This window comes from Bacillus cereus group sp. MG9, assembly GCF_040459995.1.
GTDB lineage: Bacteria > Bacillota > Bacilli > Bacillales > Bacillaceae_G > Bacillus_A > Bacillus_A mycoides.
In genome coordinates this window covers 99,803-118,449 of sequence record NZ_JARVHC010000002.1, presented here as the reverse complement: position 1 = coordinate 118,449, position 18,647 = coordinate 99,803, and the positions used below count along the sequence as shown (strand labels likewise).

The window sequence follows — 18,647 nt, the reverse complement described above, 5'->3', positions numbered from 1 at the left end:
GAGTTACGCTACATGCCTATTTTGATTAGAAAAGCAAATACTTCAAAATAATACCATTTAAGAAAATAAATTTTTTTAGCAAATTTATATATTAGCAATAAAAAATACCGGTTCTTCATTGAGCCGGTATTTTTATTATGTATTAAACTTTAGGATTCATAAGTAACTTTTTTAATTCTTCTGTAGGTAATTTGCTTTATTACTCTATACCTAAGTCAAGTATAGAAGTTTTATATTCTACAGCTACTTAGATTAAGTTCTCCTTAACTGAGGTTTCCCTTACTATTGCCTCTATAACTGTATTTTTTTGTTGCACTAACTATAGGATAGTCTGTAGATATATCACACTCCCCTATAGCTATATTATTTAGCTTTCTTCGATTCTTTGTTTACTTCATCTATTAACTTAGAAGCTGTCTCTAACCTTTCACTACCTATATCAACTTCCACTTTTTTACCTTTATCTAAACCTCCTTGTATGATTTCCACCCCATCTTTTACGTAAATCATCGCTTTACCTACATTATGTTGTACTGGGAAATCTTTTTGTTCATACTCTAACTTACTTATTTTGTCTACTAACTCTAAATAAGGTTTAGATACTTCTTTTAACTCTTCTGACTTTTTCTTCATTGACTTGCTACTTTTTACAATACCGTCTATTTCTTTAGATTGTTCAGAGAAATCTTTCATCAAATATGCTAGGTTCTTACTGTAGTCTTCCTTTTTATTCTGCTTAACAGAAGCTTCCATTGCTTCATCTTTCTTAACCTTAGTCTCACACCCTACCCCAGTTAACAATAACATTGGAACTACTACAAAAGATAAAATCTTACGTTTCATTGACATATACCCCTTTGTTTTAGACTGTTTTTTCTTTTCTTCCCACTTTTTCTTATTTGTTCCCAGTTCATTCACTCTACGAATATCGTTTATTTTACCTATATACGCTGTATAAGAAGAAGTGGCACCCTTCATTATGTGTACTTCTTCTTATAAGTGTGTAATTGACTTACAAATTGAACCGCAACATAAGGTAAATAATAGTTCATTTTTTCACCTTAAAAGGAAAATTTAGGTATTTTAACAATATGAAAATATGATAACATGTATTACGTTTATAGAAAATGGTTTCCTCCCAATTCCCCCTTATTTACTCTGTAATATTTAGCGTCTAAGCAATTTTATGCTCCCAGGGGTACCGTCAGCATTTTTGAAGAAAAACATGCTAAGCAAAAAATAAAATAAGCTGCCCATATGGACAGCTTATTTACATAATTCTCGTTATTGGAAGTTAAGCATCTGTTCTTTGAGGAATCCAGCCAATATTTTGGCTCCATTTATCCGCTTTTCTTAGAATCTCCCATATCAGAGGATCTTTTGATTCGGTATACATGTGTCGATTATTTGTGTATTTTTCAGCTAACCTATATTTTAATTCTCCATATTGCTTACAGTCTTCTGGATGAGTACGCATATAATCTCTAAATAAGAGGGCAAGTTGTTCAGGCCAACTCCCTTCACGTCTTACATGTATATGAGTTCTCTTGCTGTCAGGAATTTCGCGAAAATAACTTTTAGAACGGTCTGAATTATCTGCTCTATAAATAAATCCTAAACTTTTTAAGGGTTTCTTGAAAGAATCCAATAACTCTAGGGAATTTACGGAAATTTGTATATCAATAATTGGTTTTGCAGCTAAACCAGGTATTGATGTAGAGCCGATATGATCAATTCTTATGGCAACGTCTCCTAAAACACTTCTTAATGAATCCCCTAGATTTTGAAATTCTTTAGACCATTCACTTTTATAAGGAACTACAATAATTTTATCAGACATTCATTTCCCTCCCTAAATCTCTCTTACAATCTAAATGATATCAGATTCTATTATGTATATCGTATTCATGTAAAGTTAACATAACGCAACATTATTGGTAGCAATACAAAGACGAATCCTTACTCTCGGGAGGAATCCTCTTTTTTATTTTCTATAACTCTATTCATCCTTTTATACATTCCTATCCTGACATGGATTTTAGGGCTCTCGTTTGTTACTGAATTAGCCGAAAATCTGTATAAAATCTTGCATACTCTTAACCTGGGGGTTTTACAAAGTCCTGACGGTATCCCTCACATAAAATTTCCTTTAAATTAGAAATTGCCGTGTTACAAATAAAAAGGATCCGATATGAGTATCAGATCCTTTTTCACTTAGTATACTTATTTCACTGCCACTTTTAATTCTTTTCCAGCTTTAAATGCAGGCGCCTTTGAAGCAGCAATTTGCATTTCTTCACCAGTCTGCGGGTTACGACCTGTTCGTGCAGATCTTTCACGTACTTCAAATGTACCGAATCCAAGAATCTGTACTTTCTCTTCATTTGCAAGAGCTGTTGTTATAGCGTCTAATACAGCTTGTGTCGCTGTAGCAGCATCCTTTTGTGTAAGTTCTGCTTTATCCGCAATTACTTTTGTTAATTCTGTTTTATTCATTTTCTGCACCTCTTTATATGTAATTAGGGATTATTATAACGTTCCTATACTCCTAGTGCAATTAATAATAACATATAGAGATAGCACCACATCACCATCAAGCTATGAAAAGCAAATACTCCAAAACGAAAATATAAGCCGTTTTCTTTCAAAAATACATGGGATTTTTAGCCTGGGTTGTTATAAAATTCTTAAGTTGATAGGCATGGGTTGAGACTTCGAAATATCGTGCTTTCACATCAAATAACAAACATAAAAAGGACTTTACATTTAATTCGCAGGAAATCTCTCTTTTACAAGATCTTCGATGTTATTTGCTTCTTTAATTTCTTTTGATGATAACCAAGTTGTATATAATGTTCCAGTCTTATTGGTTAAATCTATGACAAAATTTTTATTATATAGTTCTTCTTTAAGCATTATGGTTACTTTGAGTAAATCCTCAATTAAAGGGGGATTGTTTTCAAATATACCGTCGCTATTAAGCGCTAAAATCACTATATATTTTCGAAGTTCCTCATGATCCGAATTTATATAAGTAATATCTTTAATTGCAAATCGATCGTTTTGCATTTCATGTAATCTTTCTTCTACTTTGGTGTGCGTTCTAATCCAATTTTCCCAATATTTGTTTATGGCATCTGACATCGTAGATTTCATTGTTAGTAACAGTTCTTCTTTTGTTATTATTTTTTGTACATTTTTAAAAGGTCCACCTAAAGATTTACCATTTTGATCCTTAATCTCTAGTTCTGTTATCTTTTTATTATTCTTCTGAATGAGTTGAAATAGAGCATATAAACGATCTAATTCTACGGAATCCAATTGGCTAAAGTCAATCTCGTTGCTCATTTTCAAAGTTAATAGCAATTCATCTGTCGGGCTTCCTTCTTCTGGATTTTCATTATCTAACATATATTGAAGAGCATTTTCCTCTTCAGTTTCCACGTACCCTAATTTTTTTATTTCTTCTAGAGTTGGTTGGAATTTCTTATATTCCTCATATGTTTTTTTCCCATATTTGTATTCATCACCTACTATAGATGAATGGAGGAAACCTTGTACCTTTACTCGGAATTTTAGATATTTGTTATCTTTTTCTTGCACAGTATGGTATGTATTACCGCCATTATCTTCATTTATCGAGCTCCATTTTGTTACATCAACATCGATTCCGTGTTTTTCTTTTATATAGTTTTGTACCTCAGCTTCATTTTTCGGATTACAACCACTTAAAAATATGAAACATACTACTAGCAATATTACATTTTTCATGCTTTTCATATAAGCACTCCCTACGTAAGAATTAATTCTTGGATGTGCAGCACAGTTCAAAGCCTTCTTTTCCTTAGTCATATACTTTAACTTTTATATAGTGTGAATCTTAAATCATTTAAGTTCTTGACATTTCCACCTATACTGCTTGAAGCATTACTGTCTTGAAATATAGATAACTTATTTGTTTTAAGATCTTTCCCAATTCTATAAGTATATGATTCATTGGGCTCATCTTTAAATTGTACATTCATACCATGAGACCTATTTTACTATAAAATCTGGTTATATTATTAAAATATTCCTTTTTTATTTTTTGTTTCCTAGTATAGATGTTCCTTCTACTTCAATGAGGGAGGATTTATGGAAAGACATTATACAATCTCAAATTATGCACCACATATAAGAAGAAAAAACATGGCTCTAATCATAACATAACAAAAATCATATATATGCATAATTACATTTAAAATCACCGTTGATAATGTTATACTACTATCAACCAAGAAGCATCCAACAAACTATGATTAATCACTACATTTTCTTTCAGAATAGGTCAACGTATAAAAAGGCACTATATATTGATATTATCCCCTTAAGGTAGACAGTGTAAAAAGACCATGAACAAACATGGATGTTACACTTCTACTTGGAGGGGATTTTATTATGGCTAAAAAAGGGGCTACATTTCAAACCTATTCAGAGGAATTAAAGATACAAGCTGTAGAAAGTTTTTTAAATGGTGAGGATAGTCCATCAGCTATAGCGAAGAAATATGGACTTAAAAGTAGAACGCAATTAATAGAGTGGGTTAGGAAATATCAAGAAACAGGCGGTATTTCAGACTCACGGGGAAAAAGTAGTGGTAATAGGGGCTTTTCAAAAACCCCTTGAAAGGTCGTCCTCGTACGAAATTCGATAGTATGGAAGAAGAATTGGAATACTACAAGGCACAGGTGGCGTACTTAAAAAAGCAGTATCCAAATCTGTAGGAGGTGTCCTTGCTCAAACGACTAAGTACGAGATTATTGAAGAACTACGTTCTCGATACAAAGTAATCTGGCTTGTCGTCATTGCTCAGTTAAATCGTTCTAGCTATTATAAGTGGCGTTCAACACGTACGCAAAGAAAATTACGTTTTTCAAAGGATGATACATTGCGTGAACAAATTCAAGCAATTCACATAAAACACAAGGAATATGGCCATCCTCGTATGACAATTGCCTTACGAGAAGAGGGCTTCTTAGTGAATCACAAAAAAGTATGTAGACTTATGCAAGAGCTTCAAATTCAATCGATCATCCGTAAAAAGCGACTCAATCATCGAGCTCCGATTGAATATCGAATCTCAATGGCTGCTTAGTCTTTTTTAAAAGCTGTCTACTTGACAGGGGTAAGACCAATATAGTGTCTTTTTATATACCTAAATTAATACTAGATTAGAAGTACACATACCTGTTTATAAACAGTAAATGGGACACGGCAGGATAGGAGAATATATCAATGATTCAGAAGACACAACATTATTTTTATCATTTAAAAACACTATGGTTTATTCTGGTCATGACTTTTGCATCTTTCTTGTTACCAATCCCCATCAGTTTTCTACCAGGAGGATTACAAAAAAACCCCATTGAAGATGAATATTTATGGATTCAAATAGTGGATGGCATAGTCATTGCACCTTTATTAGAAACAGCTCTATACCAAATGTTTATATTTTGGATTTTAAAATTAATCCCCGGTATGGAAAAATACAACAAATCAATTATCTTTATTTCAGCTTTTATATTTGGATTGAGCCACAATTTTAACTATACTTATATGTTATATGCTGGCATTATGGGATTGGTATTTGCGTACTCTTATTGGATTTATACAAGAAAATATGAGAATGGACATACAAAATTTTCACCATTTTGGATTGTATGGTGTATACATGTTTTACATAATATTGTTGTCTTTTCAATTAAAAATTTATAAATCAGTTATTAATATAATAAGGTTAAAAAAAATTAACTGGCTAGCATCAATTGCTATCCAGCTAATTTTTTGATATATCCTTCAAATAAAAATTTTCTTTTTCTATAGGTAATACTTTATAAAAATGTTGCCCGATAAAGAAAAGAAGCTGATGGATAAATTCTCCACCAGCCTCTTTCTATCTTGCTATTCAATTAGAAGCTAACCGTCGCTGCTTCCTCTCCCGAACTTATCATTCGTTGTTCAATCTTTCCTAGCAGTTCCTTTATCTTACCTGAATAAAGTTTAACTGCTTTCGTAGATTGAGCATTCTTAAGCTCTTCTGTCCATTCTGCTAAATCTTCCTTTTCTTGATTATTTAAATAATCAAAAACTTCCTTTCGAGACATCGGGCTCACCTCTACTCAACTCTCTTTATTTGGCCGTTACATAACCAAATCTCCTCATCTCTCTATTTCTATTTATACCAGATTACTCCTCTTTTATTCCTTATTCTTTTTCTCAAGTTCGGTCAACTTCTTGGAAATCGACTGAATCTCGTCTGTTTTCACTTGTTCCGTTGCCAAACGATTGTGCAGCAAGAAGGCTTGCCCTGAAATCCCAGCAAGAATACTCACCTTGAGAATATCCATTGTTGTTTCAGGGTTAAACATTGCAACACCAACGAGTGAAGCAATACTGCCTACAAACATTTCTTCCAAGAAACCCGGGTGAAATGCAAGCTTGCTTTTGCGAGGCAACAAAAACTTTTTGTTTGTAATGTAGTGACTGGCCAATCCTGAGACCATTCCAGCCACAACAGTGACAACAGTGACAATTACAGTGATCAACATAATATGCACCCCTTTTCGGAAAACTTTTGACATTGCAGCAGCAGTTTCTATTTAATAATTAGTTCCTATGACATAGCATCACCCCTTTCAGGCAAAAACAAATAACCTTCCAGGAAAATGAAGTGTTTACACAATAAAATAAAGCAACATAAAGTTCCTTTTTGTGTAATTTCATTAACCCGAAAGGTTATAAGTAATTAGTGATATAAAAAAGAAAAAAGAAAAAATGCAACTAAATTATATCACAATGAAGTTTATTTTATCTTTTAATTCAGAAAATTCATTTCGTAATTTAACTTTCTCAAGTTAACAAATTAAATTATTAAATGCTTTTACACTTTCTAATAATTTAAAAGCCTGATTACTAGTTATTTTTTGAATCTGCCATCAATTATACTGTAGATCACACTACAATTTTGATGAATATAGAATTCCAGTATCTCAAATGCTACCTGTTTATCCTCTACATTTTCATAGTTGTATAAATTTATTATTCTAGTTCCTGTCTCACGCACTAACCACAATACCTTTCGCTTAAATAAGAAATAATAATATATATTAAAGAAATAAAAACCTTCGTGATATCCTATTAGCTTATTTCGTATTATATTTTCCATCTTTATTAACTCTTGATAATTTCCTAAATATACATCTGCCGGCGCAATACAGGTTTTCCCTCCTACATTTTTTTCAAGAATTTGCAATGTCTTTAGTACTTCGTTAAAACTATTGGTTTTTTGTTTCCTTTCTCTCTTTCCATTCTTTATTTTCGCGATTATAAATAGAAACATTCATTTTTATACACTCCTCTTTTTTAATCATTTTTATTCTTTAAAATTTCCATTACGGCTTTTACCAGTTAGCATCTTATTGTAACTATCTTCAATAACACTTTGTTCTTTTTGGTACTGATCCCATTCAGCAGCTGTGACATATGAAATGACATCTCCTACATGGATATAAACCGGATCACCTACTTTAACACCTACGAGTTCTGTATCGATTCTTAAATCGATATTTTCAATCCTAATTAAACGTTTTTTAATCAGTTTCCCTTTAGTTATCTTCCAGCGATAAGCATTTAAAGTAACAGGATGTATTGCTTCTGAAAGTCTTAATAAATGATTCTACTCATCACTCCTTTTTAGTCAAAATAAAAAAGACAAGGAATAGATTCCCGTCTTTTTCATGACTGCAGTTAATTACTTTCTTCATATTCAATTACCATTACCAAAAGCGGTTGGCCTTGTTCACGATTCATGAACCCACTTGGCGTTATTTTTTTAACTATTTTCCGTTGATTAGCACAATACTTCAAAAAACTATTCACTTCTTCATCAATTCTTAATGCATCTGCAATCACAGTTCTAATTTTAAACATAATAAATCCCTCCTAATAATTTTTTTATTTTAAATATGTAATCTCAGAAATTCTAAATCCATCTATTTCCGGTACATATTTAAATTCCAAAATTAAGTCGTTTTGTTTAACCAAAAACAATCCTTTATTTATTCTTGTAACAGTTCTTGGCTTTTCATAATTGAATACATTTGGTTTACTTTTATAAGTAACTTTGTAATTCTTATCAGTACTAAAATATTCTGATGTAAATTCATCAGCTAATTCTGCAGTAGTCACATGATTTCCTAAAAACATTTCAAGTTCCTTTGTATTTTGATAAATGATTAAGTGCCCATTCTTATCAATATCATCAAATATTAATTTGAATTGCCCGCCTAAATCGTTAATCACATTTTGTGATAATTCATCTTCAAACGAATAGTCGTATTGAATCTTTTGATTCAAATTTTCTACTTTGATAGGAGCTAAAGCATCTGTTTGAGGTTCATCTTTTATAAAAGTGTTATAAAAAACAAACATCATAGATAAAACACCTAACACTAAAAACATCCTCTTAATCTTCATAAAAATCTTCATCCTTTCACAATGTGATACTCTCCAAAAAACGCAAAAAAGCCCTTTTCGGAGTTGTATTTAAAAAGAAAGTAAAAGTAAAAAACTTAAACTATCTTTGAAAATCGAAACCCCGAAAGGGCTATAGTAGTTATGGATATAAAAAATTGAAAGTAAAAAAGGTATACTTAATTTTAACAAATTACACTCACAAATACAATAATATTCAGAATATTTAACCCTTTGTTTTTGTGTTATTATGAATAATATAAACCCTCAGAATGGAGTTTGATCTACAATTGAGAAAACGTCTAATTTCTGTTATTCCAGTATCAATATTCTTAATTGGTGTTATCTTATTATTTCTAAGACAGTTTGTTTTTTTTCCATATAAAGTTTCCGGAGTTTCTATGGAAAACACCCTATTGAATAATGACAAGGTTCTAATTAATCACTTTACTAATTCAATTGATGATCTGCAAAGATTTGATATTGTTGTTGTCAATTCACCCTTAGGAAACACTTCAGTTAAAAAAACAATTATAAAAAGAGTAATTGGTTTACCCGGAGATAAAATAGAATATAAATCACAGCAGCTTTATATAAATGGAATTCAGGTAAAAGAAACATACTCAAAAGGTGAAACAACTGACTTTTCATTAACTAGCATATATGGCTTCGAAAGAGTCCCAAATGATACTATTTTTGTTTTAGGAGATAATCGTGAGGAAAGTTTAGACAGCAGATATAAAGAGATTGGGTTTATTCGTCTAAATAATATAGAAGGTAAAATGCTTCTACGCTACCAACCATTCAACAAATTCATGAAATTCTAATACAATTAATCAGACATATAAAAGCTCCAAATGCAGGACATTTGAAGCTTTTATAATACAATTTTGATTAGTTAAGTATTACTAATACAAAAACTTATAGATGAACTTTCTAAAATCTTCATTATCATGTTGGCTCATGTTTCTTTCTCTCCTTTCTTTTATTGCAAATTTAATCAAAAGATACTTCTTCAAAATCTGTCTAATACTCATTTTCCATTTTACCCCTTACTCGAACACTTACTGATTTAACTCCGCCAATTGTGGCTTCCTTTGCATCAATAATTTCCACATTACGAATAATTTGCCCTGTACGTCCAACCAATGCATCCTTAACATTTATATTAACAAATTCACTTAATTTCCCGCCTTTTCCAGCATGTGATTTAACTTCAAATATTTTATCTCTTCCCCTTTTTTATTAGCTTCTTTTCTTTACTTTATTATCATTTAGCATAATCTTATTTAGCCACATCAGTAGAATTTGATGCGAGTAATCCTTTATCTTGCTCTTTAGGATTTGTTTCTGCAGTTTTCTGTTCAGGCTTTTGCTCTGGTTTTTCTTTCTCAAGAACTACTACATTTACAGTTGCACTTGACCTGTTACCTGCATTATCAGTTGCTGTTACTTGAACTGAAATTGTACCTGGTTTACTCGTATCATAATCCCCCAACGTTACTACTGGGTTTGCATCTTTACTATCTTTTACACTCACTAAACCTGCTGGACTTAAACTATCCCCTACATGTACTGTCACGCCTTGTTTTGCTGTAATTACTGGTGCTTCTGTATCTTTCTCCTCTTCTTTTTCCACTACTTTTACTGTTACCGTTGCACTTGAGCTATTTCCCGATGCGTCAGTTGCCGTTACTGTTACTTGAATTTCTCCTGCTTTACTTGTATCATACGCTCCTACTGTTACCACAGGGTTTGGATCTTTATTATCTTTTACTTCTACTAAATCTCCTGTATTTAGACTGTCGCCTACATGTACTGTCACGCCTTGTTTCGCTGTAATTACTGGTGCTTCTGTGTCTTTTTCTTCTTTTTCTACAACGGTTACTGTTACCGTTGTACTTGAACTATTTCCTGATGCATCAGTTGCCGTTACTGTTACTTGGATTTCTCCTGCTTTACTTGTATCATACGCTCCTACTGTAACCACAGGGTTTGGATCTTTATTATCTTTTACTTCTACTAAATCTCCTGTATTTAGACTGTCGCCTACATGTACTGTCACGCCTTGTTTCGCTGTAATTACTGGTGCTTCTGTGTCTTTTTCTTCTTTTTCTACTACGGTTACTGTTACCGTTGTACTTGAACTATTTCCTGATGCATCAGTTGCCGTTACTGTTACTTGGATTTCTCCTGCTTTACTTGTATCATACGCTCCTACTGTAACCACAGGGTTTGGATCTTTATTATCTTTTACTTCTACTAAATCTCCTGCATTTAGACTGTCGCCTACATGTACTGTCACGCCTTGTTTCGCTGTAATTGCTGGTGCTTCTGTGTCTTTTTCTTCTTTTTCTACTACGGTTACTGTTACCGTTGTACTTGAACTATTTCCTGATGCATCAGTTGCCGTTACTGTTACTTGAATTTCTCCTGCTTTACTTGTATCATACGCTCCTACTGTTACCACAGGGTTTGGATCTTTATTATCTTTTACTTCTACTAAATCTCCTGCATTTAAGCTATCTCCTACATGTACAGTTACACCTTGCTTCGCTGTAATTACTGGTGCTTCTGTGTCTTTTTCTTCTTTTTCTACTACGGCTACTGTTACCGTTGTACTTGAACTATTTCCTGATACATCAGTCGCCGTTACTGTCACTTGAATTTCTCCTACTTTACTGGTATCATACGCCCCTACTGTTACTACTGGGTTTGGATCTTTGTTATCTTTTACTTCTACTAAATCTCCTGCACTTAGACCATCTCCGACATATACTGTCACACCTTGTTTTACTGTAATTACTGGTGCTTCTGTATCTTTCTCCTCTTCTTTTTCAACTACTTTTACTGTTACCGTTGCAGTTGAACTATTTCTTGATACATCAGTTGCTGTTACTGTTACTTGAATTTCTCCTGCTTTACTTGTATCATACGCTCCTACTGTTACTACTGGATTTGGGTCTTTATTATCTTTTACTTCTACTAAATCCCCTGCATTTAAGCTATCTCCTACATATATGGTCACACCTTGTTTTGCTGTAATAACTGGTGCCACTGTATCTTTTTCAGGTTTCTCTGGTTTTGTTGTACCACCATCGTTACCGTCGCCGCCTGTTGGTGGTTTCACTTCCCCGCCACTGGAGTCTCCAGAAGTTGGTGGTTTTTTATCATTATTAATTGGAGGTATTGAATTATCTGCAATAGCCACTCCATCATTGATGTTTAGATCGCCACCAAACACAAAATTCTTACTATCCTTATTATCCGAGACAGAAGGATTGTTTGTTGCTGATGCTATTGAAGTATTTAAATCAGAGAAACGATTACTTGATTTATCACCGTCAATAACTGATGCTAAGTTTCGATCTGAATTTATAGCTGCGGTCGCAATTGAATCAGTTAAATCATCAAATTTCTTTTTGGTTTTGTTATTTTCAATGATTCCGGCTAAATTTTGATCCGAGCTACGTTTTGCATTATCAATGATTTCATCGAAGTCATTGGTGTTTAAATTTTCAGTTGTTTCATTCTTACTTTCATCTTTTTTTTCATCTTTCTTCTGTTCTTTGTCACTATCTTTTTTCTTTTTAGATACTGATGCTGTTTTGCTGCTCTTTTTTTCAGAAGAAAACAGCGAGCAGCCTGTAACTACCCCAACACTTAAGGTAGTAGCAGTAGTCGCAAGTAAAACTTTCTTAAAAATTTTCGAATAATCTAAAGGCACAATCAATTCCTCCCTATTACTTAACCTGCATTTATAGTTGCTACAGATGTAGCAGAGCTATTAGGTGCAGAATTATTAATTTTTTCAAGTAAATCTTTATTTCCAACCTTTTGAGCAAACTTCTTAGCTTCCTCAGATTTATTTAATTTCAAATAACTATTAACAATAATTCCTTCTCTTCTTCCATCTAGTGGAACACGATCTTTTAATTTAATAACTTCTTCATGTTTGTCATCTAATGCTGCAATTTCAAAATTAATTAGTGGATTTTTAGTTTTAAGTTCTTTTAATTTTTTCAAATTATCTACAGCTATATAATATGAAACTACTGATTCTGCAAAATCTTGCTCTAAGTCAATAGCCTTTTGTACTTTACCGCTTAAAAGATAAGTAAATAAAACTGCCTTTTTATCTTCTTTTCCTAGCTTTTTATAATCTACTTTATCAAACTCCAAGGCAGCATCTTGATATTTTTGAACTGCAGATAACCTTAATCCATTTATTAAATTTGCATTGATTTCTAAAGTATTTACATTATTTGCAGATGCAGCCTGTGAATTCTTCATATTGCTAAAGGCAAAACCTGCTACTACTATTAAAACAATTGATGCGAATCCTATAATAGCGTACTTATATTTTTTCATATAATTTAAGATTCCTTTTTTATCAAGTTCTATTTTCTTTTCTTGTTCAATATCGACTTCATTTGGTAGATTTGTTTCCTCATTTAAACTATTTCCATCAATTTCTGATTCTCTTTTGGCTGCTACTAATTGTTGCCTCTTTTGAGCTTCTTCTATTTTCTTCTCTTCCTCTAATCTACGTTTTCTTACTTCTTCAAGCTTTTTCTCTTCTGCTTTTCTACGCACTTCTACTTTTTTTCTTGCTTCTTCTTCCGCTTTCCGACGTGCTTCCGCTTCTTCACGTTGCCTTGCTTCTTCCTCTGCTTTCTTACGTACTTCCGCTTCTTCACGTTGCCTTGCTTCTTCCTCTGCTTTCTTACGTACTTCCGCTTCTTCACGTTGCCTTGCTTCTTCCTCTGCTTTCCGACGTGTTTCCACTTCCGCTTGTTTTCTTGCTTCTTCTGTTTTTTCTTTTTCAAAATCACTTTCAGAAATACCTGACTGTTTTTGAATTGTTGTAATCCAGCCAAGAGCTGGATTACTAGTTAAACTTTCATTTTGGGGGTTGTTTGAATTTACAAATTCTTCTCTTTGTTTCAATGGATGTTGAAACTCCTCTTGCTGGAAATGTTCACTTACTTGTTCCTCATGCATATCACTATATTGTTCTTCTTCCTCTGCTTGCAATCGTTCACGTCTTTCTTTTTCTTGTCTAATCCTTTCTTTAATTACGTTTCTTTTTCTATTATTTTGCATAAAACAACAACGGCCTCCTTTCTATTTGTACCTCATTAATGAGAGTTATTAATTTATTTATCCTTCATAATTAATCATGGGATATTTCTACAGAAAAACTAAGGAAAAATAAAGATAATATTATTTTTTAAGTACGGTAAATAAAAAGAAGGATAAACGGGTAGTCCCCATTTATCCTTCTTTTTATTTTACATCTATTGAGTTTATAGTACACGTGATGCTCTTAATGCATCACTTTGTTTCCTCCTTTTAGATACAAAAAGCCCCTCATGGTCTCGTATTATTACAAACTTAAGCAACAAATTTGTAATTCACGCTACCCGAGGGACAAAATTTTGTGAAATAGATTAAAAAATAAAATGATACAACATGCACATTATACTGTATTTTCAAATAAATATAGATATTCATTTTCACGCCATATTAAGCTCATCCATTACTTTCAACTTTTCATGTAGTAGATTAAAAATTTCATCTTTATAGTCACATTTCTTCAATCTTTTAATTGCTTCATCCTTTAATTGTGATACCCTTTCAGTTGTAATCATAAGTGCTTTTGCAATTTCTTTATGCAAATACACTTTACCATCTAGTAGACCAAAACATAGATTTAGTACCATCTTTTGCTTTGGATTTAATACCTCATCAAATATTAGCCATATCTCGTAATTTAAGTCCTCTATTAACATCTCATTTGTGGAAGGAATTGCTGAACTATCATCATAGAATGGGTTCAATATACCTATATCTTCATTTATTGTATCTATATCTAAAGTCATAGTAGTAACTCGCTTATAATATACGTCGTGTCGAACTACCATTTCTCTAGTTACATCTAACTCTTTTACTACCTCTTCGACTGTAGGAGCTCTGTTGTGCATTTGTAAATATTTATCTTCGATCTCAACATATTTCACATTAAATTGATTCACATAGTTAGGAATTTTAAAAGGCCCAGACTTTTTTTTACGTATAAACCCTAACATACTCTTTTTTATCCACCAGTAAGCGTATGTAGAAAAACAATAACCTAAATCAGGATTAAAATCCTCAATTGCCCGCAACATTCCCTCATTACCTTCTTGAAGCAAATCATCAAATTCTATATCTAGGTGCTTATTTTTATATTTTCTTGCAATAGATAATACTAGGCCTATATTTACATGGAACAAATATTCACGCAGATTCTTTTCACCATGTTTGTACCGTCGAAATAAATTTAAACTGTCTTGCTTTGACAGTACTTTATAATTCCCAATCTCCTTAATTTCAAAATTGTTATCTTCAGTTTTAACCATCGGCTCAATACTTCTTGCAGTAGAACCTAAAGTTATAGTTCTTGTTAATGATTCGTCCCGATTTAAGTTGCTATATGATTGATTCATACCTATTCCTCCTTTCTGTTTTTTAGCGAATTGCTTCTAAAAATATCTTTGTCTCTTCTTGTAAACTGTTTATTAATTTGCAATTCTTTGCACATGTATTAGCAACTTCTTTATGTGATTTCGTCTTTTTTAACTCATTATATATATCGCATCCTTTACAGATGCTACTAATGCCTTCCATTATTTCTAACTGTTTTTTTCTTTCATATAAAAACTGTTCTTTGGATTTCTTCCTATCAACTTTTCTCCCCATTTGATTCACCTCGTATAAATAAATAGAATTTAGCAATTAAAAACTACTATTGATACTACATAGATACGAAACTTCCCCATTAGATCTATTCCAAAATTCCCCTGTATATATATAATATATGATTACAAAAAAATGTAAATTTAATTATTAGAAAAATCTTAAAATTTTCCGAGATATCTATTTCGTCACCATTTTCTTATAGTGACGCTACTTATGTTTACATAAATCTAATTTAATACTTTACTTAAATAACAAAGAAAATTTGTATTTTTAAATATTCATTTAAATCCCGATAATGCTATCCTTTCATTGGCAAATTAATTTCACCTAAGAAAAATAACGTTTATCTCACTTTCTCTATTGCTGGAATATAATCGTTTAACAATAAATCATCTAGCCCCTTTCCAAGATTTATATCCCAACTTGCATAATTAATACTTATCCCTTCTTGATAAAGCGCTTGCGCACATTCTAATAACGATCGCTGAACATCAGAATTTGTAATCATATCCATATCTAAAGCGAACGTCGCCTGTTTAACTCCCATTTTTTTTAATGGTTCAATTAATATTCTCCATACTTTAACCCCAGGTATTGATACGACAGTAGTACCATACATTAATTTTTCCTCATTTGTTAGAAGCTCGTCTAAGTTTTCAGCAGCAATATCAGACTTTAGACTCCCTTCTGAAATCCATACATTATCCTTTTTTATTAATTCTCCACGTTCCAAACTTTTCAACTCTCGACTAGGTACTGCTACATGTATTGGCAATGGGCTCCCAGCTCCTGTTCCATGAAACTTCCCACCTGAGCTGATCCAAATATATTTACTTTCTAACTTTAATTGTACTTCACCTAATTTTTCACCTTCATAATTTATTTCATACCATTCTTTAACGTCAACTTTACCTTTAAATATAGACTCTATCTTCTCATTGATTTTATAGGTCACTTCTATAGTATTAGGCTGCTCAATAACTTCTGCCTTAAAGCTTGGTTTACAATTTTTTACAACCGTCATATATTCAGGATTATCAATTCTACATTGAAAACCGCATATCTGATTATAAATATTTCTCTGCGGTATTAATAAAGAATCTCTCCTTCCTGCAAACGTGAAATATCTTCCATCCTTTGTTTCTTTTGCATAGAATCCTGGAATCCCAACAATATAGCTTGTTTTCCCCCCTACTTTTTTTATTAGCCCTTTCGTAGTATCCCAAGGTTTAATAGGAAAACTTTTGTAATTTCTAATATTTATTACTTCACTTGTCATCCTACGTTTTGATCCCGTTAACATTTTAATATGTTCATCTCGCACTTCTAAAAATTCTAGGAACAAAGTGTAAATAATATCAAGGGTGTAATCATTTTTCTTACTATGTTCCTTAATCATCTGATCTTGAGAAAAGTCATATCTCCTTTTTTGATCTTCTGCTATTACATGTAAATAGCCTGCTTCCCCGAATTCTTTTTCTGATGGAATTCGCCCACATATTATTTTGGTTTCAGAATCATTAACCATGCACCATCCTTGTTTACCACATATAGGGCATGTTGTTCTATAATATTCAAACCATCTCTCATTACTACCCTTACTCATGCTTCGCACTGGTCTTAATAATCTACTTGCTGCTAACTTTTTATCTGACATCATATATCTCCTTTTCCCTTAGTAAAATAAAAAAGCCCTTTGGAATACGGAGGTTAAATACCACACAAACGTGTAATTTAATCCGTAACCCGAAGGGCTTTATGTAATCACTAGAAAATAAAAAAATTAACAAGTTATAATAAGAATATACTAAAAATTCTTTATTTAATCTAGAGATTAATCATAATATTCTTTATTAAATCAAATAATCTCCTAGTATTATTAAACTCCGCATTACAAATATATATGATCATCTCACTACTTAACCCCTTTTGCGCTGTTTGAAGCGAGAACTTCTTAGGAATCAGATGTTATTTTAGCAATCTATATTTACCCAGCTATAAGGGTCCACTTTATTAACCGTTCACTTATGCTTTTCTACTTACTTCTTTTGGTACAGTACACTCTCTACTAACCAATTAATTGCGCTACTAAGCGCATTCTTGTTGACCATAATCCTCTCCTTGTAAATAACCATCATAATATTATCTTTTGTTCAAAATTACTTAGTCATACTTAAAAACAATTTAGAACAAGGACTATAAAACAGTCATATAATTATCAATCTCATGTTGATACCAACAGAAAATCAATACATCTCACCCACATTTGACATTGACATATCAACTGAGATTAACATATCAAATAAGGCGCACCAACTTTATCACTGGTATCCATCGATTAACATTTACATAACATTGACAAGCAGGCACTTATCAAAAATGTTTGTACCTATCTAAACTTCAAGATCTATATTAGTTGAACATTAGTCCATTACAACGGATTGTACGGAAGTAAGTTAATTAATAAACTACCTTTGAAAATGTTTCAACGCTAGTAATACATAAAAAAAGAAACACCATGAAACTATCAATCGCATGTTGATACCGATGAAAAGATAACCGATTTTTAATCTCTTATTTGTTATTGATATGTCAACCGAGATTAACATGTTAGATGATTGTTTTCTTTTGTTATCGATATCGTTTTGATTAAGATTGACATAACATTAACAATAAGGTGTCAAAAAAGAAGAAACGTTTATAGCTTTCAAGATTTCAAAATCTATATCGGTTGATTTTTTCTTCTGTGGCAGTTTTCTCGAAGTGAATCTAGTGGCAATCTATCCTAGAAAATGTTTCGCCACCATCAAAACACAGTTAAAAATTTAATCGGGATAATAAATGATGACAGTAATTCAATGATTTTTTCCCTTTGTTTATCATTGATATATAACCTGAGATTAACATGTTAAGCACTTGTTTTCTTTTGTTATCAATATTATTCTAGTTGATATTGATATAACATCAACAATAACGTGTCAAAAAAGGAAAAGTGTTTATAGCTTTCAAGATTTCAAAATCTATATTGGTGAAAATTTTCTTCTGTGTCGGTTTTCTCGAATTGAATCTAGTGATGATCTATCCTTAAAAATGTTTCGACACTATCAAAACATAGTTAAAATTTAATCGTAATAATAAATGACGACAGCAATTCAATGGTTTTCACCCTTTGTTTATCATTGACATATAGTCTAAAAGTAATACGTATAGAGAAATGCTGTCTATATTGTTAATGTCATATCAACAATTTGCGTTTAACATCAATATGACATTAACAATTAAATAGTTGAAATACGCATAGATGCAGATCTCGGTTCTTCGAAATCTGCATTAGTTAAAAGTTTATCTACCACAACAGATTTCTATTGAAAAATAAAAAAAGAAAACACCCT

The 18,647-nt window shown here is 32.0% G+C and carries 19 protein-coding genes and 1 pseudogene; 4 read left to right on the top strand and 16 right to left on the bottom strand.

Annotated features, from left to right (window positions below; translation table 11 throughout):
* Nucleotides 1-363: 363 nt before the first annotated feature.
* From QCI77_RS28355 to QCI77_RS31010, 5 genes and pseudogenes are all read right to left on the bottom strand, one after another.
* Entirely contained in the window at nt 364-849 is a 486-nt protein-coding gene (locus QCI77_RS28355; protein ID WP_353826041.1) for a hypothetical protein, read from the bottom strand.
* 445 nt (nt 850-1,294) lie between these two features.
* Complete coding sequence (locus QCI77_RS28350; RefSeq protein ID WP_353825874.1) at nt 1,295-1,840, bottom strand: GrpB family protein; 546 nt, start codon at nt 1,838-1,840, stop codon at nt 1,295-1,297.
* Nucleotides 1,841-2,223: 383 nt separating this feature from the next.
* Entirely contained in the window at nt 2,224-2,496 is a 273-nt protein-coding gene (locus QCI77_RS28345; RefSeq protein WP_002087221.1) for an HU family DNA-binding protein, read from the bottom strand.
* 270 nt (nt 2,497-2,766) lie between these two features.
* On the bottom strand, nt 2,767-3,780 hold the full coding sequence (locus QCI77_RS28340; RefSeq protein WP_353825873.1) for a hypothetical protein: 1,014 nt from the start codon (nt 3,778-3,780) through the stop codon (nt 2,767-2,769).
* Between the two features lie 77 nt (nt 3,781-3,857).
* A pseudogene (locus QCI77_RS31010) lies at nt 3,858-4,034 on the bottom strand (DUF3139 domain-containing protein); the annotation flags it as partial.
* A gap of 403 nt (nt 4,035-4,437) precedes the next feature.
* On the opposite strand from QCI77_RS31010, the gene QCI77_RS28335 reads away from it, so the two are divergent.
* The 3 genes from QCI77_RS28335 (at nt 4,438) to QCI77_RS28325 (ending at nt 5,754) form a co-directional block, all read left to right on the top strand.
* Nucleotides 4,438-4,665 carry a helix-turn-helix domain-containing protein gene (locus QCI77_RS28335; protein WP_353825872.1) on the top strand — a complete coding sequence of 76 codons (228 nt, stop codon included), beginning with the start codon at nt 4,438-4,440 and terminating at the stop codon, nt 4,663-4,665.
* A gap of 262 nt (nt 4,666-4,927) precedes the next feature.
* A complete protein-coding gene (locus QCI77_RS28330) occupies nt 4,928-5,134 on the top strand; it encodes an IS3 family transposase (RefSeq protein WP_353825871.1) in 207 nt (68 codons plus the stop codon).
* A 140-nt stretch (nt 5,135-5,274) separates the two neighbouring features.
* Nucleotides 5,275-5,754 carry a CPBP family glutamic-type intramembrane protease gene (locus tag QCI77_RS28325; RefSeq protein WP_353825870.1) on the top strand — a complete coding sequence of 160 codons (480 nt, stop codon included), beginning with the start codon at nt 5,275-5,277 and terminating at the stop codon, nt 5,752-5,754.
* Between the two features lie 194 nt (nt 5,755-5,948).
* On the opposite strand, the gene QCI77_RS28320 is transcribed toward QCI77_RS28325, so the two are convergent.
* The 5 genes from QCI77_RS28320 to QCI77_RS28300 form a co-directional block, all read right to left on the bottom strand.
* Complete coding sequence (locus QCI77_RS28320) at nt 5,949-6,143, bottom strand: hypothetical protein (protein ID WP_328012420.1); 195 nt, start codon at nt 6,141-6,143, stop codon at nt 5,949-5,951.
* Nucleotides 6,144-6,236: 93 nt separating this feature from the next.
* Nucleotides 6,237-6,587, bottom strand: coding sequence for a DUF4257 domain-containing protein (locus QCI77_RS28315; RefSeq protein ID WP_353825869.1), 351 nt, complete (start codon nt 6,585-6,587; stop codon nt 6,237-6,239).
* A 368-nt stretch (nt 6,588-6,955) separates the two neighbouring features.
* Entirely contained in the window at nt 6,956-7,378 is a 423-nt protein-coding gene (locus QCI77_RS28310; protein WP_353825868.1) for a hypothetical protein, read from the bottom strand.
* Nucleotides 7,379-7,785: 407 nt separating this feature from the next.
* The gene (locus tag QCI77_RS28305) at nt 7,786-7,968 is read right to left on the bottom strand and encodes a hypothetical protein (RefSeq protein ID WP_002162172.1); all 183 of its coding nucleotides are present in this window, start codon (nt 7,966-7,968) and stop codon (nt 7,786-7,788) included.
* 24 nt (nt 7,969-7,992) lie between these two features.
* Nucleotides 7,993-8,514, bottom strand: a complete 522-nt coding sequence (locus QCI77_RS28300) for a peptide ABC transporter ATP-binding protein (RefSeq protein WP_353825867.1) — start codon at nt 8,512-8,514, stop codon at nt 7,993-7,995.
* Nucleotides 8,515-8,801: 287 nt separating this feature from the next.
* Between QCI77_RS28300 and lepB the strand changes: the two genes are divergently transcribed.
* Entirely contained in the window at nt 8,802-9,338 is a 537-nt protein-coding gene (lepB, locus tag QCI77_RS28295; RefSeq protein ID WP_353825866.1) for a signal peptidase I, read from the top strand.
* Nucleotides 9,339-9,537: 199 nt separating this feature from the next.
* On the opposite strand, the gene QCI77_RS28290 is transcribed toward lepB, so the two are convergent.
* The 6 genes from QCI77_RS28290 to QCI77_RS28265 all read right to left on the bottom strand — a co-directional run bounded on the left by QCI77_RS28290 (nt 9,538) and on the right by QCI77_RS28265 (nt 16,912).
* Complete coding sequence (locus QCI77_RS28290) at nt 9,538-9,660, bottom strand: hypothetical protein (protein ID WP_002162168.1); 123 nt, start codon at nt 9,658-9,660, stop codon at nt 9,538-9,540.
* Nucleotides 9,661-9,796: 136 nt separating this feature from the next.
* Entirely contained in the window at nt 9,797-12,238 is a 2,442-nt protein-coding gene (locus tag QCI77_RS28285; protein WP_353825865.1) for an adhesin, read from the bottom strand.
* A gap of 20 nt (nt 12,239-12,258) precedes the next feature.
* Nucleotides 12,259-13,617 carry a hypothetical protein gene (locus QCI77_RS28280; RefSeq protein WP_353825864.1) on the bottom strand — a complete coding sequence of 453 codons (1,359 nt, stop codon included), beginning with the start codon at nt 13,615-13,617 and terminating at the stop codon, nt 12,259-12,261.
* A 413-nt stretch (nt 13,618-14,030) separates the two neighbouring features.
* Nucleotides 14,031-15,002: a sigma-70 family RNA polymerase sigma factor gene (locus tag QCI77_RS28275; protein ID WP_353825863.1), complete on the bottom strand. Its 972-nt coding sequence runs from the start codon at nt 15,000-15,002 to the stop codon at nt 14,031-14,033.
* Between the two features lie 22 nt (nt 15,003-15,024).
* On the bottom strand, nt 15,025-15,255 hold the full coding sequence (locus QCI77_RS28270; protein ID WP_353825862.1) for a hypothetical protein: 231 nt from the start codon (nt 15,253-15,255) through the stop codon (nt 15,025-15,027).
* Nucleotides 15,256-15,598: 343 nt separating this feature from the next.
* Nucleotides 15,599-16,912, bottom strand: a complete 1,314-nt coding sequence (locus QCI77_RS28265; protein ID WP_353825861.1) for a DNA primase — start codon at nt 16,910-16,912, stop codon at nt 15,599-15,601.
* Nucleotides 16,913-18,647: the final 1,735 nt, after the last annotated feature.